The organism is Buttiauxella warmboldiae (assembly GCF_003818135.1).
Classification (GTDB): domain Bacteria; phylum Pseudomonadota; class Gammaproteobacteria; order Enterobacterales; family Enterobacteriaceae; genus Buttiauxella; species Buttiauxella warmboldiae.
Genome location: NZ_RPOH01000025.1, coordinates 17,129 through 33,074, shown reverse-complemented (window position 1 = coordinate 33,074; position 15,946 = coordinate 17,129). Strand labels below are relative to the sequence as shown.

Genomic DNA, 15,946 nt, shown 5'->3' with positions numbered 1-15,946 from the left:
AACTCTACGCATTTATTTCTCGCCTTTGGAACATGCAAGAATCATGCATCTCTATTCAAACTGCTGTGAAGAAAGGCCGTCCCCTCCAGCAGACGTTGCACGCGTTAAGCGTCCCGCAAGAATAACTGTAGCCCGGGTGAGTGACTATAGCGCGGCTAAAAAAGCGCCCTTTATCAATTTTTTAAGTATAAAAACATCGATGCTATCGCCCCTTAACGGCAGGAATGGCGAGAATAATGCTGAATAGGGGCAATGAGGCAGAATAAAAAAATGTAGCGCGCAGCGGGCAGAGTTGCCGCTGCGGTCAGAAAAAGAACGATTAGTGCAGGAAGTGGGTTTGAATAAAGGTACCGTCCTGCTCTTCCTCATCGGAGATATAGAGCAGTTGGTTCGCGCAGGCTTCCAGAATAACCATCGAGATTTGCTCTTCGCTCTGTTTTACAAAGGCAGCAAACTGCTCACGGGTTATTCCCACCGCAGCCTGTAAGGACTGACAAACCACCAGTTTCGGTAAATTATCATCCTGAATATCGAGAAACGCTTTCACCGTCAGCGAGCTGGCGTTAATCGACGACAAATCAGCGGCCAGTGGCAGCAAAGCGGAAGGTTTGACTTCTGCCAGCGCCGAAAACAAGACGATATCGTCGACCAGATCGATTTTCGCATCATAAACACCATCGAAATTCTGCATATGCGGCAGATGAAGCGCCTGGCATGTATCGCACTCGAAAATGGTCACACCGATCTCGTCGAGCCAGCGGCGTAAGATGTCCAGAGTAGGGACAACGAGTGAATCCATAATGCCGTAGCCTCTTTTTAAGGGGTGATTGAGTCGCGCCATAGCTTACGCAAAAATGGCGCCTCATACTATTATTATGCGCCCATTAGGCCATGATGCCTGTGGCTAGCCGCCCGTTTTCAGGCAGTAGCCCGGCTGCGCCTGCAGCTCTATCCACTGGATCATTAAAGTAGCGATGTCCACGCCGCTGGTTTTTTCAATTCCTTCCAGACCCGGTGAGGCGTTAACCTCCATGACCAACGGGCCGCGCTCGGCGCGTAAAATATCCACCCCGGCAACATCTAACCCCAGCGTCGCGGCGGCATGTAAGGCGATTTCGCGTTCGCTTTCGGTAATAGCGACCTGGTTTGCCACGCCGCCGCGGTGCAGGTTAGAGCGAAAGTCTCCCGGTTTGGCCTGGCGTTCAATGGCGGCGACGACTTTATTCCCCACTACCAGGCAGCGGATATCACGCCCCTGCGCCTCTTTTATATACTCCTGCACCAGAATATGGGCATTCAGGCCGCGAAACGCATCAATCACGCTTTCTGCCGCCTGGCGAGTTTCAGCCAGCACCACGCCGATCCCCTGGGTACCCTCAACCAGCTTCACCACCAGCGGCGCGCCACCCACCATATCGATTAAATCGCTGGTGTCATCCGGCGAATGGGCAAAACCGGTGACCGGCAGATCGATTCCCTGGCGCGCCATCAGCTGCAGCGAACGCAGTTTGTCACGAGCACGGGTAATCGCCACCGACTCGTTAAGTGGATAACTACCCAACATCTCAAACTGGCGCAGCACGGCGGTGCCATAAAAGGTGATTGCCGAGCCGATACGCGGGATCACCGCATCATAATGCGGAAGCTGGCGGCCTTTATAATGCACCGACGGCGCGGCCGGGTTGATGTTCATATAGCAAGAAAGGGGATCGATGATGTCGACTGCATGACCACGGCGTGACGCCGCTTCACGTAGACGTTTACAAGAATAAAGCGTTCCATCCCGGGATAAAATGGCGATTTTCACCCAGCACCTCAGCGTTTGCGGTCCAATAATAACAGCGCGGCTATCATAGCACCGCCAGTACCTTTTTGTGTTGCCTGGCGGCCACCAGCCGGTGAGTTAGCGAGTTGCCCACCCCTGCTTATGCAAATAATCGAGAATGAAAGGACGGTTCTCTTTAACAATGGTGCGACGGATATGGTCACTCCAGGTATCGCGGCGCGCGTTGCTGCCACGCGAAAGATAATATTGCGCCATCTCTTCGTCGTACTGCTCCAGCACTTTTGCATCAACAGGCTGATAGCTGTTTTCGTGCATTATCATCGCCGCCGGAATTCGCGGCTTAATATCGTGATCTTCATCAGGCCAGCCAAGACACAGCCCAAACAGCGGTAGAACATGTTTTGGTAACGCCAGTAGCTTCGTCACCTCTTCGATATTGTTACGCAGCCCGCCGATGTATACGCCGCCCAACCCCAAGGATTCAGCAGCCGTAAAGGCATTTTGCGCAAGAATGGCTGTATCTACCACGCCAAGCAGCAGCTGTTCTGCAAGGCCGAGCTGCGCCTGCGGGCAGATTTGCAGATGGCGATTAAAATCGGCGCAAAACACCCAGAACTCCGCGGCTTGCGCCACATGTTTCTGCCCGCCGCTCAGTGGCACAAGCTGCTCACGCAGGGATTTGTCGGTGATACGAATAATCGAGCTGCACTGTAAAAAACTGGAGCTGGAGGCCGCCTGCGCACTGGCAACAATGGCTGCGCGCTGTTCGTCTGTTATCGGGGTGCTGGTGAAACGGCGAACAGAACGGTGTGAACGCAGCAGATCAATGGTCGGCGTCATGGTGTTTATCCTTTGGCTGGTCTGAAAGAGATTTATTAACGGGCGGTGACCCTTTGGTCAGCAGCGGTGCCACATTTTGAGCCATCGCCCACACCATAAATACCGCTGCCGGAATCATAAATGCAATCCCCAAAAATACCATGACGATAGCCGCCGTCGCATTCCCAAAGGGGGCGGGCAATGCCACGTAGCCATTCAGGGAAAGATAAGAAAGCAGTAAAAAAGCGATACCGACAACTTCGAGGATTAATACCGGCTTCGGTAAGGTACCGAGTGAGCGCATCCGCTTGTCTCCAGAGGCAATTTTTCGTTGATTATACCCTGGTTGCGCACGGTTCTCCGCGTGGAATATAGCTAATGAATATCAGACTAACAGGCAAGACCTTCTTTCCATTCGCCGCGGTTAGCGGCATTATGGTGCCATTCGCCGGTACGTTCGGCCACAAAAAATAAAGGAGATTTCATGTTTGCAGTAATCTTTGGCCGCCCAGGCTGCCCATATTGTGTTCGTGCTAAAGAATTGGCTGAGAAACTGACCGCTGAGCGTGACGACTTCAACTTCCGTTATGTTGATATTCATGCGGAAGGGATCAGCAAAGCCGATCTGGAAAAAACCGTAGGTAAACCGGTTGAAACCGTACCGCAGATTTTCCTCGACCAGAAACACATCGGCGGTTGCACCGATTTTGAGGCTTACGCAAAAGAACATCTGAGCTTGTTCCAGAACGCAGAATAAGCCACGGCAAGATAAAAAAACCGGTTCACATGAAATGAACCGGTTTTTTTTATCGCCGCTGACGGCGGAGCAGACTACGAACAAATAAGTAGCACAATGCTCCAAGAGCACACCAAAAAACAGCACTAAACATCCATGCTATCTCTTGCCAGAACGTCCGCGTTGGCGACAGCCAAAAATGAATGATTAACAAACAAAATGGTGAAGCCATCACTGCGCCTATCAGCGGTTTGATCACTCGGCCATGGCGTGAAAACACGCTAGCGACGACACCCGGCAGGATAAAAAATAACAGCCCCCACTCCGCATGTCTGTCACCCGGGTAGCTGCTGGCGACACTCAGTTTCTGCGACAGAAACACGCCAACAAACAACACGAAGCAGCAAATGACCCCAAACCAACGTTGTCCACGCATGAACAGATATTCTCCTGACGATCGCTTGTATCGAGCTTGAATTCGCAGCTCTGCTGCGCAGAACCCTGCCCCAGTCGGATAAAGCTTCAGCCATCCTTGCTAAAAATAGGTCGCGCAATTTGCACAATATTCTTACTAGCCGTAAAAGGTCATAAAGATTAAACTAACGGCTATTATCAGGTCTGCGCACTGGATATTTTAATGGCAAGAAAAAACATTAAATTGCGTCGTAATTAGTAGAAACCCTAACTCAAAAAACCATCTCTTTCAACAAGTTACTAGTAAACAAGAAGTTATCCTTCGTGAATATAAACGTCGCAGATTTGTTAAGCGGGAATTACATCCTGTTATTATTTGTTGTCCTGACCTTAGGTTTATGCCTGGGTAAATTACGCCTTGGTCCCGTTCAACTGGGTAATTCCATTGGTGTTTTAGTGGTCTCTTTATTACTTGGTCAACAGCATTTTTCCATTAACACAGACGCCTTAAATCTGGGCTTTATGCTGTTTATTTTTTGCGTCGGGGTGGAAGCCGGGCCCAACTTTTTTTCCATTTTCTTCCGCGATGGCAAAAATTATCTGATGCTGGCGCTGGTGATGGTGGGCAGCGCTATGTTGCTTGCCTTAGGGTTGGGGAAACTCTTCGGCTGGGATATTGGCCTCACCGCCGGGATGCTTGCAGGCTCGATGACCTCCACCCCCGTACTGGTGGGTGCCGGTGATACCTTACGTCACTCAGGGGTCGCGGGCAGTGAGTTAGCCACCTCGCTCGACCACCTGAGCCTGGGCTATGCGCTGACGTACCTTATTGGGCTGGTCAGCCTGATTGTCGGCGCGCGCTACCTGCCAAAACTACAGCACCAGGATCTGCAAACCAGCGCTCAACAAATTGCCCGCGAGCGTGGCCTCGACACTGATGCCGCACGTAAGGTTTACCTGCCTGTCATCCGTGCTTACCGTGTGGGATCTGAGCTGGTCGCCTGGGCCGACGGTAAAAATCTGCGCGAGCTGGGGATTTATCGCCAGACCGGTTGCTACATCGAGCGTATTCGCCGCAACGGTATTCTGGCCAACCCGGATGGGGATGCCGTGCTGCAAAAAGGCGATGAAATCGCGCTGGTGGGCTACCCGGACGCGCACTCACGCCTTGACCCAAGTTTCCGTAACGGCAAAGAAGTGTTCGACCGCGACCTGCTGGATATGCGCATCGTGACCGAAGAGATTGTGGTGAAGAACCACAATGCCGTTGGCCGCCGCCTGGGGCAGCTAAAGCTGACCGATCACGGCTGTTTCCTGAACCGCGTGATCCGCAGCCAGATTGAAATGCCCATCGACGACAATATCGTGTTGAACAAAGGGGACGTTTTACAGGTTAGCGGTGATGCGCGACGCGTGAAAACCGTTGCCGAGCGTATTGGGTTTATCTCGATTCACAGCCAGATTACCGACCTGCTCGCCTTCTGCGCCTTCTTTATCATTGGCCTGATGATCGGCATGATCACCTTCCAGTTCAGCTCGTTTAGCTTTGGTATCGGCAACGCAGCGGGCCTGCTGTTTGCAGGCATCATGCTTGGCTTCCTGCGTGCCAACCACCCGACTTTCGGCTATATCCCGCAAGGGGCGCTGAATATGGTGAAAGAGTTTGGCCTGATGGTGTTTATGGCGGGCGTGGGTTTGAGCGCAGGTAGCGGCATTGGCCATGGCCTGGGCGTGGTGGGTGGACAAATGTTGATAGCAGGCCTTATCGTCAGCCTGGTTCCGGTGGTGATTTGCTTCCTGTTTGGCGCCTATGTGTTACGGATGAACCGGGCGTTGCTGTTTGGCGCCATGATGGGCGCACGCACCTGCGCACCTGCGATGGAAATCATCAGCGACACGGCCCGCAGCAACATTCCAGCCCTGGGCTACGCCGGAACATACGCTATCGCTAACGTATTGTTAACGCTGGCCGGGACGCTTATCGTCATCATATGGCCTGGTTTGTGATCGTTGCCGTAGACAAAGAAAAAAGATTTTTTATCCCGCCGCGAACTTTTTGCCCGTGGCAAAGTCTTAATTAGTGCCACTGCTTTTCTTTGATGTCCCCAATTTGTGGAGCCCATCAACCCCGCCTCTTTGGTTCAAGGTTGATGGGTTTTTTATTGCCTGAAATCCAGACCCTTTACAATCAACTGCTTAGAAAAGACCTTTAACTCCTGTGGCGACAAAATGGCGACAGCCGATTAGTCATGGCGGCAACAGCTATTAAAAAACCCGCCAGCGGCGGGTCAGATTCAGTAAGCAAATTGTTCCTACATACCTTTGGGATGAGGTGGTGCGGCACTAATTTTTTGTGGACGGCACACTGAACGAACAAACGTTTCATGCGGCATGGTCATGCATACAACTAAGCGTTCAGATCCTTTGTCTCTTCTGGCTCAGAACAATCATCAAAGGACAAGTAGGTTCCAGTATCAAAGAGGGAAATTGCCTCTACCTGATCCATAGGGATGACGTGCCTGAAATGCTGCAAATTCAAACCCTCTGAATCCGCAGTAATACCTTTCGCCAAATACAGTTCGTAGTAACGATGCTGTTCATGGTAGCGGAGAGTATCTTTATCACGATAGCCACTGATGTACGGAATGATAGCCAAATGTTGGGTATGGCTGTGTTCAATACGCGGAGCCGCAACATAACCGATATAGACCTTTCGCGATTTAAGCGTAACGAAGATCAGCATATCTTCATCAATAGCCTGTACAAGAAGAGACTCAACACCATCCATTGAAGCCATTTCTCTATACGCAGCTTGTCTTACTTCTTCTTTTTCGAGTGATTTTCTCGCATTCTGGCCTGCGGCATAGGCTAGCAAGCATGACATCCCCATGGAGAATGCAAACAACAATGGATAATTCATGACTTCTTTAACTGTCAGCCATGAGTAAATATCTTTCATGCCGTATGTCGGCCAGATTAGGTGAGGCAACGAGATAATAAAGCTGATCAGCCAAAGAATTATGTAGAGAGAAAAAATGACGCCAAAACCTTGAACAACAAATTTACAACCATGCATTGCAACATAAAAGTAAGAAGTCCAACCGTTCGTTCTTGCATGACGTATGCGGGATTGATAGTGATTCTCTGTGTACCAAAACCCGCATACGAGAACAACCATTATGATCAGTGGTCCCATCGTCCATCCTTAACGTTTAGCTGCTAATTCCTTCATGCGAGCTTGCATGGAATCACGAACTTCTTTGTTGTTCATGTTTAGAACAGCATTCCCATTAGCATCAGTAGTGATTTTACTGTTGTTAGACTGTTCAATGTCTTGACGGATAACATTCTGCATCCAACGCCCTGGTGCTGTAGCAAATTTTCCAAACATCTTAGTCATACATCCTCCTCGCTGTGCCTACATTACATGTGGCATTGCCGTTAATTCTTCTTGTTATGACCTTATTGTAGAACAATGCCGGGTCGCAAACACCTTGTAGAATCGTTTATCTATCCCATTTTCACGATCAGGACAAGAAAAACCGCTCGTGATTCAACCGACATCGCCTAAAAAGGCACATGTAGTGTTTCTAATCTGAAAAAACTACTAACGCCTCGCCCTACTCGTTGTTCAAGCTTGCTGACGTGGCAATCAAGTTCTCACGCCAGCAATGTTCCTGCTGCTATCGATTAGTAACACTTAGTGGCGACAGCGGTTGGCATTGCCCCGTAATCGCCACTCCTTACCACTAACCTAACTTATTGATTATCTTGCAAGTCGTTGTTTTCACTAACCCGTTTACATAAATGGGTTTTTTATTGTCTGAAATTCATCAACCACTGAAAAATCAAAAGCTAACCGACAATTTTTGCCAGCATTCGGCTTAAATCTTCCCGGCTCAGCGGCTGCCTGTCCGTCACATAATGCAGCGTCATCCCTTCAATAAAAGCATCCAGAATGCGGGCGGTAATCGGGTCGAAGAAGGTTTCCAGCACCTGCTGGCTGCGGCGCATCCAGTCCTGCATGATGATTTTTAATTCAGGATTACGGTTGGCGTAGGCATAGAGCTGATACATCACCTGCAAATTATACGAAGTGGCAATTTTTTCCCCGCAGATCATATCGACTATCGCTTCACAGGCTTCATCACGGTTACCGGCTTGCTCTAAGCGGCTGCGATAGTCATCCGACATATGATGGGCAAACCGGGTAAACGCTTCGCTTAGCAGGGATTCTATGCCGTCAAAATAGTAAGTCATTGAACCTAACGAGACGCCCGCCGCTGCGGCAATTTTGCGGTGCGTGATATGGCTGATACCGTGCTCAACTAGCATATCCAGCGTGGCTTGCAGGATGCGCGCTCGTCGGTCTGGATCGTTGCGCCGTGGGGATTTGCTCATCTTCATCCTTCGCTAATAACAGCCTGAAAAGAGTTTACCAGGGAATATGTACAAATGTACACAAACTTGCTAGTGTGATTTGTATTCGTCGCCAACCGGTATTTCCATGTCTGCCGTCATTAGCAATCGCAAAGCCACACAACTTCGTACCTGGGCACTCTTCGCCTTCTTCTTTCTCCCCGGCCTCGTTATGGCTTCATGGGCCACACGCACTCCCGCCATTCGCGACACCCTCAGCGTTTCTACCGCCGGAATGGGGATTGTGCTCTTTGGTCTGTCGGTAGGCTCTATGAGCGGCATTCTGTGCTCCGGCTGGCTGGTTAAGCGATTTGGAACGCGCAATATTATCCGCAGCGGCATGGCGTTGATGGTAACCGGCATGTTAGTGATGGGAGCTGCGCTGTTTCTTTCCTCGCCCGCGCTATTCGCACTTGGCCTCGCATTTCTCGGAGCGGGGCTGGGCTCATCTGAAGTGGCGATGAACGTTGAAGGCGCCATTGTTGAAGGGCTGCTGAAAAAGACCGTATTACCGATGATGCACGGCTTTTATAGCCTGGGCACCCTCGCAGGCGCGGGAATTGGCATGAGCCTGACCGCCCTTAACGTCAGCGCCTATGGGCACCTGTTGGCGATCGGCCTTGTCGTCGTGGCTCCTATTGTTATCGCCATTACCGCCATTCCTCACGGCGTAGGCAAAAATAACGCCGATGCTAACGCCGAAAATCCGCATCAACCTCATCTACCTTTCTATAAAGATCTCCAGCTGCTGTTGATTGGCACCATTGTACTGGCGATGGCCTTTGCCGAAGGCTCTGCCAACGACTGGCTACCGCTTTTGATGGTGGACGGGCACGGTTTTAGCCCAACATCCGGCTCGATGATTTATGTCGGCTTCACTCTGGGCATGACGGTTGGGCGCTTTACCGGCGGCTGGTTTATCGACCGGTATAGCCGCGTCACGGTGGTACGCGCCTGTGCTGTGATGGGGATCCTGGGCATCAGCTTAATTATCTTTGTTGATAACGCTTTTGTGGCGGGAATTTCCGTTATTTTATGGGGGCTGGGAACGTCCCTCGGATTCCCCTTAACGATTTCAGCAGCGGGCGACACCGGGCCCGATCCCGCCACTCGCGTAAGCGTGGTTGCCGCTTCTGGCTATATCGCGTTTCTGGTGGGGCCACCGCTGTTAGGCTTCCTTGGCGAACATTACGGCCTGCGTCTGGCTATGTTAGTCGTACTGAGTTTAATGGTGGTCGCAGCCCTGGTGGCGAAAGCCGTCGCAAAACCTGAAGACCGGGTTTCCAACGCGCATGAAAGGAGAATTCGATGAGTGTGAAATTAATTGCCGTAGACATGGATGGCACCTTCCTTAACGATAACAAAGAGTACAACCGCGCACGTTTTGCCGAGCTGTATGCGCAGATGAAACAGCAAGGGATCCGCTTTGTGGTGGCCAGCGGCAACCAGTATTACCAGTTAATTTCATTTTTCCCGGACATTGCCCATGAAATCTCCTTTGTTGCGGAGAACGGCGGCTGGGTGGTAAGCGAAGGGGAAGATCTCTTTAACGGCGAACTAACGCAGCAACAGTTCAATACGGTGATCGGCCATCTGTTGACGCTGCCTCATGTGTATATCATCGCCTGTGGTAAACACCACGGCTATACCCTGCGCCACTATGATGATGCGTTTATCAGCATGGCTCGTGCGTACTACCATCGCCTGGAGCTGGTGGATAACTTCGCAAATCTGAAGGATGTGTTCTTTAAATTTGCGCTCAATCTGCCGGACAATTTGCTGGACGACACCATGAGTTCGCTCGCCGGGCTGTTCAAAGGCATTATGATTCCCGTCACCAGCGGCCATGGCTCAATAGACCTGATTATTCCTGGCGTTCACAAAGCCAATGGCTTGCGGATATTGCAGGAAAAATGGGGCATTGATAACAGCGAAGTGCTGGCCTTTGGCGATGGTGGCAACGATATTGAAATGTTACGCCAGGCGAAATATGGCTTTGCCATGGCCAACGCGCCCGAAAAAATAAAGCAGATTGCTTCTTATCAGACCGGCCATTGCAACGACCAGAGCGTGCTGGATGTGATTGAGAACGTGCTGAAAAAAGAGCCCCCTTTTAACGAATGATCTGCTGAAAGGGGCAGGACTGCCCCTTATTCAGAGCCGGTTGAGCAACAGCAGATGAAGAAAGCGATCGCCAACAAACGGGCGAGCCAGGGCCAGTAACATTAGTACGTGAATCCTCGCTGCTCGCTGAACAGGCGAAAGGCTTCAAGAGTCTCTTCACTGACGTGATGCTCAACCCCTTCGGCGTCAATCCTTGCGGTTTCCGCGCTAATGCCCAGCGCGAGGAAAAAGTTTTCTACGATTTGATGGCGCTCACGGCTCATTTGCGCCAGCTTTTCACCTTCCGCCGTCAGAAACACCCCGCGCCACGGAATTTGTTCAATAAGCCCCACTGACGCAAGTCGCTTTAACATTTTTGCAACCGTTGGCTGCGAAACGCCGAGGCGTGCCGCCATATCAACCTGACGCACCTCACCCACTTCGCGAATCAAATCTGAAATCAGCTCAACATAATCATCAATTAATTCGCGACGGTGCGCTTCCCGTACCTGCCGAAAGCCTTCCACATGCTCTTCAACGTTTACCAGCTGCGTGACTTTCTCTTTATTTTTTTGGCCCGGCGTACGGCTCATGATGCTTCCTCTTGCAGTGGCATTCATCGTCCAGTGACGACATCTGGCCCTATTGTAAACCAGCATCACCGAAGCACAAAAATTTAACGAATTAGCAATAGCTATATAATATAGCCTGTGCTATATCTGAACGTAATGCAGTCAGCCTTAAACGGAATTGAAGGCAGCAGAAGTTAAGAGGAGGGCAAAATGAACGAATTTAAGAGGTGTATAAGCGTGTTTACACATTCCCCATTTCAGGTGCGGCTAATGCTGCTCAATATGTTGTGCGACTGGGTTGCCGGGAAACCACAGCAGGGCGAAAAACCGAAGCCCTAACCCCGCCTGCCTTCTTAGGCGTGCTTTTTGCTGTTAAGCGGTAAGAGCCTGTGGGCCAGTTTTGATGGTAAAGCTTCAGTAACCCCCTCGTACGACAGCGCTATAACCCCAGCATTTGTCGGATTTGCTACTTGCTTCGCAAAACACATTTCGCTTATCAGTTGATCTTCTTACCGTGGCGCTCTATCTTCTTGCAGCCCTGCACATAAAGCGGCTCGCAGATGCGGTCCAGTTCCCCTTCTTTTCCGTTTGTCAGGCAGGTTTTTACCCTCGTCGCCAGGGTTTTCGCATGGCGTTTAGTCGATCTTGAGAAACATGAATTTAACGGTTAAAGATACCCTGACGACCCGCGCTATTGCGCTCAATCCGTGGACTGGTTTTTATTTTTTGCAGTCCCTGCTGATTAATTTCGCCCTCGGTTACGAATTTAGCATTCTTTATGCTGTGGCATTTAGCTGCGTATTATTGCTGCTATGGCGCAGCGTGCCTAAATTTCAGAAAGGTGTGCTGGCGATTTGCAGTTTGATCGCCGCCATGTATTTCCCATTTGGCCAGGCTTACGGCGCGCCAAACTTTAATACCCTGCTGGCCATGCACTCGACCAACTTCGAAGAGTCCAGGGAGATAATGACTATCTTCCCGTGGTACAGCTATCTGGTGTCAGTGTTTATTCTGGCTCTCGGCATTATCGCCGTGCGTCGTAAAATCGCGCCCGGGAAACGGACATGGTGCCATTTCGACAGCTTATGCCTGGTGGTGAGCGTGGTTTGCTTCTTTGTTGCCCCCGTGCAGAACCTGGCTTATGGCGGCGTATTTAAAATCAAAGATTCCGGTTACCCGGTTTTCCGCTTTGTTAAAGATGTCATCGTTAACAATCAGGAAGTGATTGACGAACAAAAGCGTATGCAGGCCTTCTCACAAATGAAGGACACCTGGAACGTGCTGGCGGTGAAACCTAAGTATCACACTTATGTGGTGGTGATTGGCGAAAGCGCGCGGCGTGACGCATTAGGCGCCTTCGGCGGCCACTGGGATAACACCCCGTTTGCAAGCCAGGTCAACGGCAACCTGTTTATGGATTATGTCGCGGCCAGTGGTTCAACGCAGAAATCATTGGGTATGACGCTCAACCGCGTCGTTGACGGAAAACCCCAGTACCAGGACAGCATTATTACCCTGGCGAACCGCGCGGGATTCCAGACCTGGTGGTTCTCTAATCAGGGGCAAATTGGTGAATACGATACGGCCATCGCCAGTATCGCAAAGCGCGCTGATGAAGTGCATTTTCTGAAAAGCGGGGATTTTGAAGCCGACAAGAATACCCGTGATGAAGCATTGTTAAAAATGACCGCCCAGGTATTTGCCACTGCGCACACCACTCCACAACTGATAGTGCTGCATTTAATGGGCTCTCATCCTCAGGCGTGCGACCGTACTCAGGGGAAATATAAAGATTTTGTGCAGTCGAAAGAGACCTCTTGTTATCTCTACAGCATGACGCAAACCGATGACTTACTAAAGCAGCTCTACCTGCAGTTGCAAAACAGCGGCACGAGCTTCTCGATGGTGTATTTCTCCGATCACGGGCTGGCCTTTAAAGAACGCGGCACCGACGTGCAATACCTGGCGCACGATGACGAATTCCAGCAGAACTTTCAGGTACCGTTTATGGTGTTATCCAGCGATGACACCAGGCATCGCCAGATCAAAGCGCGCCGTTCAGCGAATGATTTCCTGAATTTCTTCTCGGCGTGGACGGGGATTAAAACCAAAGAGTTAACGCCGAAGTATAAGTTTATTTCCGAGCAAGATGCAGGGCCTGTCTACATCACCAACTTTAAGCTAAAGAAGGTGGACTATACTCATTTGCAGACGGATGTGTTTGAAACCCAGACTCGCTGATATGTTCCCCTGATGAGCTAGCGCCATTGCGGCGTCAAAACGGGGAATTGCAGGTAGAAAAAATCCGCCTCGAGGGGCGGATTTTTATTTTCACGGGTTAACGTGAAATTAGAAGCGGTAACCCACGCCTGCGATCCAGGTGCCAACATCAACATTACGGATGCGGCTCTGCTCGTAAGAAACGTCCAGCGCAACGTTTTCCATTGGGTTGAACTGCATACCTGCACCGTAGGAAAAGCCGTAATCGCTGGTGTTGGTATCAGTCGCGCCGGTAGTCTGGAATTTACCGTAGCCGACACCGACTACACCGTAGATGCTTGCCCAGTCGTTGATGCGGTAAGCAGGACCCGCAGTGATGCCGTAGTATTGTGATTTATTATAAACGTCAGCTTCGGAGCGGTTTTTCTCGGTGTAGGTGAAAGAACCGATGTAACCCAGCGGGGTGTCGTTTTCATAACGGTATTTCAGGTTGAAACCGCCAGCTTTGTTAGCTTCGCCCTGCATATCGCTCTGTGCGTAGCCGCCAGATACGGTGCTGGTTGCAGATGCGGTACCAACGGAAACGGCCAGTACACAAGCCAGTGCTGAAAGACATGCAATTTTTTTCATAATCCACCTCAAATGTGCTTCAAGTAACTTCTAAGTTTTTAATATATCAAAATTGTGAAAGAAACTCTGCGACATTTATGTTGTCTAACGTTTTCTTTCATGTAACAGAACATTTCCGCTACATTATAGGCCATTCAATTTACAACGCTTTTAGCCAAAAACGCGCTAATTATTGGCATGAATCGTAACATCGTCATCCAGATGATTCTTAATTTAATCTGCACAAATATTGCGCGAACGGGATGGTTATCATTCGCCGCCAGGGGATTATTTTTTAATGAATGCCCAACCCGTTAAGCGTAATCATTTACACTGAGGTGACTTTTACTCTTTCGATTAAAACAGACACTGACTGACAGGAAGCAGGATGCCGCTATCGCCACGTAAAACCCCCGTTTGGTTACCTATCGTTGTTCTTTTAATTGCCATGACCTCCATTCAGGGTGGGGCATCGCTGGCGAAATCGTTATTCCCGCTGGTTGGGGCACCGGGCGTAACGGCACTTCGTCTCACGTTAGGCACCTTAATTCTGGTGCTAATTTTCAAGCCCTGGCGTTTACGCTTTAAAACCGAGCAGCGTTTCCCCCTGCTGATGTATGGCCTGGCGCTCGGCGGCATGAACTACCTGTTCTATTTATCTATTCAGACTGTCCCCCTGGGGATCGCTGTCGCCCTGGAGTTCACCGGCCCGCTTGCCGTAGCTTTGTTCGCTTCGCGCCGTGCGGTGGATTTTGTCTGGGTTACGCTGGCAGTTTTAGGCTTATGGTTTTTGCTGCCGCTGGGACAGTCGATTTCAGGCGTCGATTTAGCTGGTACCGCCTTTGCATTAGGCGCAGGGGGTTGCTGGGCTATTTATATTCTGTTTGGCCAGAAAGCCGGTGCCGATCACGGCCCTGCCACGGTCGCTTTCGGTTCGCTGATTGCCGCGGCGATCTTTGTTCCTGTTGGCGTCTGGCAGGCGGGTGAAGCGCTCTGGCACTGGTCACTCATCCCCCTCGGCCTGGGCGTGGCGGTTTTGTCGACGGCGCTGCCCTATTCGCTGGAAATGATCGCTCTGACGCGCTTACCCACGCGCACTTTTGGTACCTTAATGAGCATGGAGCCTGGGCTTGCCGCGCTGTCAGGCATGCTGTTTCTCGGCGAACATCTGACGCTGGTGCAGTGGCTGGCGCTGCTGTCAATTATTGCCGCATCCATCGGTTCCACGCTGACGATAAAACGTGAAGCGCAGATTACCAGCGTCGATGTAAATTAATTCACTTGGTTATTTACCGTGGCTGATGCCAGCTGCGGTAAATATTCACCGTCGCTCGGCAGTTTATATATTTAAATCTGCTTGCAGCAAACAGTAATTATTAGCATTAAATCATTACATTTTCTATTCTCCCCTTCTGTGGGGGATAGAAAACTGAAAGTAATTTAATAACAGTAAGTTACTAAAATCTATTCTGACTGTGCTATTTATCTGATAGGTATTACCTGCTCCTCCAGAGTTAAAATCCGGTGCTATACTTATTTCCGGTAATTCATTGGATAAACATCAAGAGGACGAAAAATTATGACTACCGCTAAACTGGTAAAAACCAAATCGACCAACCTGGTGCATACCCGTAATGATGTTGCAGACAGTGATAAAAAAGCCACTGTGGAACTGCTCAATCATCAGGTTATTCAGCTTATTGATTTGTCGCTAATGACCAAACAGGCGCACTGGAATATGCGCGGCGCTAACTTTATTGCCGTCCACGAAATGCTCGACGGTTTTCGCACAGCCCTGACCGACCATCTTGATACGATGGCTGAACGCGCCGTTCAACTCGGAGGCGTGGCGCTGGGAACGACGCAGGTGATTAACAGCAAAACGCCGCTGAAAAGCTACCCGCTGGACATTCACTCCGTGCAAGAACACCTGAAAGAGCTGGCCGATCGTTACGCTATTGTGGCGAACGATGTTCGTAAGGCCATTGGGGAAGCTAAAGATGAAGATACTGCGGATATCCTGACGGCTGCTTCTCGCGATCTGGACAAGTTCCTGTGGTTTATCGAGTCAAATATCGAATAATTGTCGGTAAATTGTCATCTCATCCTCCCGTCCGGGGAGGATGAATGCACCATTTTAGCGCAGAAAATTGTTTATCCCTGCTGCAAAAGTTGCTTGATTGTAATAATCACCTCACACAATCGTTAACAGATGGTTGTTTTACCCGCTTAATTTGCGGTAAAACTACCCACCGTGAACGCCTCTCA

General features: G+C 50.3%; 18 protein-coding genes. 8 read left to right on the top strand and 10 right to left on the bottom strand.

Features of this window, described 5'->3' with window-relative positions; translation table 11 throughout:
• Positions 1–319 precede the first annotated feature (319 nt).
• From EHN07_RS07460 to EHN07_RS07445, 4 genes are all read right to left on the bottom strand, one after another.
• Positions 320–799 (bottom strand): YbjN domain-containing protein, encoded by a 480-nt coding sequence (locus tag EHN07_RS07460; protein ID WP_124023548.1) that lies wholly within the window; start codon positions 797–799, stop codon positions 320–322.
• Between the two features lie 105 nt (positions 800–904).
• Positions 905–1,807, bottom strand: a complete 903-nt coding sequence (gene rimK, locus EHN07_RS07455; RefSeq protein WP_124023547.1) for a 30S ribosomal protein S6--L-glutamate ligase — start codon at positions 1,805–1,807, stop codon at positions 905–907.
• 96 nt (positions 1,808–1,903) lie between these two features.
• Positions 1,904–2,626 carry an oxygen-insensitive NADPH nitroreductase gene (gene nfsA, locus EHN07_RS07450; protein WP_124023546.1) on the bottom strand — a complete coding sequence of 241 codons (723 nt, stop codon included), beginning with the start codon at positions 2,624–2,626 and terminating at the stop codon, positions 1,904–1,906.
• Positions 2,610–2,909, bottom strand: coding sequence for a YbjC family protein (locus tag EHN07_RS07445; protein ID WP_124023545.1), 300 nt, complete (start codon positions 2,907–2,909; stop codon positions 2,610–2,612). Before EHN07_RS07445 ends, nfsA begins: the two co-directional genes overlap by 17 nt.
• A 180-nt stretch (positions 2,910–3,089) precedes the next feature.
• On the opposite strand from EHN07_RS07445, the gene EHN07_RS07440 reads away from it, so the two are divergent.
• The gene (locus EHN07_RS07440) at positions 3,090–3,362 is read left to right on the top strand and encodes a GrxA family glutaredoxin (protein WP_034456459.1); all 273 of its coding nucleotides are present in this window, start codon (positions 3,090–3,092) and stop codon (positions 3,360–3,362) included.
• Positions 3,363–3,411: 49 nt separating this feature from the next.
• Here the strand turns inward: EHN07_RS07440 and EHN07_RS07435 are convergent, their stop codons facing one another.
• Complete coding sequence (locus tag EHN07_RS07435) at positions 3,412–3,777, bottom strand: inner membrane protein YbjM (RefSeq protein ID WP_124023544.1); 366 nt, start codon at positions 3,775–3,777, stop codon at positions 3,412–3,414.
• A 302-nt stretch (positions 3,778–4,079) separates the two neighbouring features.
• On the opposite strand from EHN07_RS07435, the gene EHN07_RS07430 reads away from it, so the two are divergent.
• A complete protein-coding gene (locus EHN07_RS07430; RefSeq protein WP_124023543.1) occupies positions 4,080–5,762 on the top strand; it encodes an aspartate:alanine antiporter in 1,683 nt (560 codons plus the stop codon).
• A gap of 400 nt (positions 5,763–6,162) precedes the next feature.
• Here the strand turns inward: EHN07_RS07430 and EHN07_RS07415 are convergent, their stop codons facing one another.
• The 3 genes from EHN07_RS07415 to EHN07_RS07405 form a co-directional block, all read right to left on the bottom strand.
• Positions 6,163–6,951, bottom strand: a complete 789-nt coding sequence (locus EHN07_RS07415; RefSeq protein WP_124023541.1) for a hypothetical protein — start codon at positions 6,949–6,951, stop codon at positions 6,163–6,165.
• Between the two features lie 9 nt (positions 6,952–6,960).
• On the bottom strand, positions 6,961–7,155 hold the full coding sequence (locus EHN07_RS07410) for a hypothetical protein (protein ID WP_124023540.1): 195 nt from the start codon (positions 7,153–7,155) through the stop codon (positions 6,961–6,963).
• A 455-nt stretch (positions 7,156–7,610) separates the two neighbouring features.
• Positions 7,611–8,156, bottom strand: coding sequence for a TetR/AcrR family transcriptional regulator (locus EHN07_RS07405; protein ID WP_124023539.1), 546 nt, complete (start codon positions 8,154–8,156; stop codon positions 7,611–7,613).
• A 106-nt stretch (positions 8,157–8,262) separates the two neighbouring features.
• On the opposite strand from EHN07_RS07405, the gene EHN07_RS07400 reads away from it, so the two are divergent.
• Positions 8,263–9,486 (top strand): MFS transporter, encoded by a 1,224-nt coding sequence (locus tag EHN07_RS07400; RefSeq protein ID WP_124023538.1) that lies wholly within the window; start codon positions 8,263–8,265, stop codon positions 9,484–9,486.
• Positions 9,483–10,298 (top strand): Cof-type HAD-IIB family hydrolase, encoded by an 816-nt coding sequence (locus EHN07_RS07395; protein ID WP_124023537.1) that lies wholly within the window; start codon positions 9,483–9,485, stop codon positions 10,296–10,298. Before EHN07_RS07400 ends, EHN07_RS07395 begins: the two co-directional genes overlap by 4 nt.
• 101 nt (positions 10,299–10,399) lie before the next feature.
• Here EHN07_RS07395 and mntR read toward each other — a convergent pair whose 3' ends face one another.
• Entirely contained in the window at positions 10,400–10,870 is a 471-nt protein-coding gene (gene mntR, locus EHN07_RS07390; protein WP_124023536.1) for a manganese-binding transcriptional regulator MntR, read from the bottom strand.
• A gap of 189 nt (positions 10,871–11,059) precedes the next feature.
• On the opposite strand from mntR, the gene mntS reads away from it, so the two are divergent.
• Both mntS and EHN07_RS07380 read left to right on the top strand, forming a co-directional pair.
• Positions 11,060–11,188 carry a manganase accumulation protein MntS gene (gene mntS, locus EHN07_RS07385; RefSeq protein WP_124023535.1) on the top strand — a complete coding sequence of 43 codons (129 nt, stop codon included), beginning with the start codon at positions 11,060–11,062 and terminating at the stop codon, positions 11,186–11,188.
• A gap of 315 nt (positions 11,189–11,503) precedes the next feature.
• On the top strand, positions 11,504–13,090 hold the full coding sequence (locus EHN07_RS07380) for a phosphoethanolamine transferase family protein (RefSeq protein ID WP_124023534.1): 1,587 nt from the start codon (positions 11,504–11,506) through the stop codon (positions 13,088–13,090).
• 108 nt (positions 13,091–13,198) lie between these two features.
• Here EHN07_RS07380 and ompX read toward each other — a convergent pair whose 3' ends face one another.
• Complete coding sequence (ompX, locus tag EHN07_RS07375; RefSeq protein ID WP_124023533.1) at positions 13,199–13,699, bottom strand: outer membrane protein OmpX; 501 nt, start codon at positions 13,697–13,699, stop codon at positions 13,199–13,201.
• Between the two features lie 367 nt (positions 13,700–14,066).
• On the opposite strand from ompX, the gene rhtA reads away from it, so the two are divergent.
• A complete protein-coding gene (gene rhtA, locus EHN07_RS07370; protein ID WP_124023532.1) occupies positions 14,067–14,954 on the top strand; it encodes a threonine/homoserine exporter RhtA in 888 nt (295 codons plus the stop codon).
• Positions 14,955–15,257: 303 nt separating this feature from the next.
• A complete protein-coding gene (gene dps, locus EHN07_RS07365) occupies positions 15,258–15,761 on the top strand; it encodes a DNA starvation/stationary phase protection protein Dps (protein WP_124023531.1) in 504 nt (167 codons plus the stop codon).
• Positions 15,762–15,946 lie beyond the last annotated feature (185 nt).

Bases quoted from the DNA above. Each gene is read 5' to 3' on its own strand.
- EHN07_RS07460 (WP_124023548.1), bottom strand. From the start codon at position 799: ATGGATTCACTCGTTGTCCCTACTCTGGACATCTTACGCCGCTGGCTC.
- nfsA (WP_124023546.1), bottom strand. From the start codon at position 2,626: ATGACGCCGACCATTGATCTGCTGCGTTCACACCGTTCTGTTCGCCGT.
- EHN07_RS07445 (WP_124023545.1), bottom strand. From the start codon at position 2,909: ATGCGCTCACTCGGTACCTTACCGAAGCCGGTATTAATCCTCGAAGTT.
- EHN07_RS07440 (WP_034456459.1), top strand. From the start codon at position 3,090: ATGTTTGCAGTAATCTTTGGCCGCCCAGGCTGCCCATATTGTGTTCGT.
- EHN07_RS07435 (WP_124023544.1), bottom strand. From the start codon at position 3,777: ATGCGTGGACAACGTTGGTTTGGGGTCATTTGCTGCTTCGTGTTGTTT.
- EHN07_RS07415 (WP_124023541.1), bottom strand. From the start codon at position 6,951: ATGGGACCACTGATCATAATGGTTGTTCTCGTATGCGGGTTTTGGTAC.
- EHN07_RS07410 (WP_124023540.1), bottom strand. From the start codon at position 7,155: ATGACTAAGATGTTTGGAAAATTTGCTACAGCACCAGGGCGTTGGATG.
- EHN07_RS07405 (WP_124023539.1), bottom strand. From the start codon at position 8,156: ATGAGCAAATCCCCACGGCGCAACGATCCAGACCGACGAGCGCGCATC.
- EHN07_RS07400 (WP_124023538.1), top strand. From the start codon at position 8,263: ATGTCTGCCGTCATTAGCAATCGCAAAGCCACACAACTTCGTACCTGG.
- EHN07_RS07395 (WP_124023537.1), top strand. From the start codon at position 9,483: ATGAGTGTGAAATTAATTGCCGTAGACATGGATGGCACCTTCCTTAAC.
- mntR (WP_124023536.1), bottom strand. From the start codon at position 10,870: ATGAGCCGTACGCCGGGCCAAAAAAATAAAGAGAAAGTCACGCAGCTG.
- mntS (WP_124023535.1), top strand. From the start codon at position 11,060: ATGAACGAATTTAAGAGGTGTATAAGCGTGTTTACACATTCCCCATTT.
- EHN07_RS07380 (WP_124023534.1), top strand. From the start codon at position 11,504: ATGAATTTAACGGTTAAAGATACCCTGACGACCCGCGCTATTGCGCTC.
- ompX (WP_124023533.1), bottom strand. From the start codon at position 13,699: ATGAAAAAAATTGCATGTCTTTCAGCACTGGCTTGTGTACTGGCCGTT.
- rhtA (WP_124023532.1), top strand. From the start codon at position 14,067: ATGCCGCTATCGCCACGTAAAACCCCCGTTTGGTTACCTATCGTTGTT.
- dps (WP_124023531.1), top strand. From the start codon at position 15,258: ATGACTACCGCTAAACTGGTAAAAACCAAATCGACCAACCTGGTGCAT.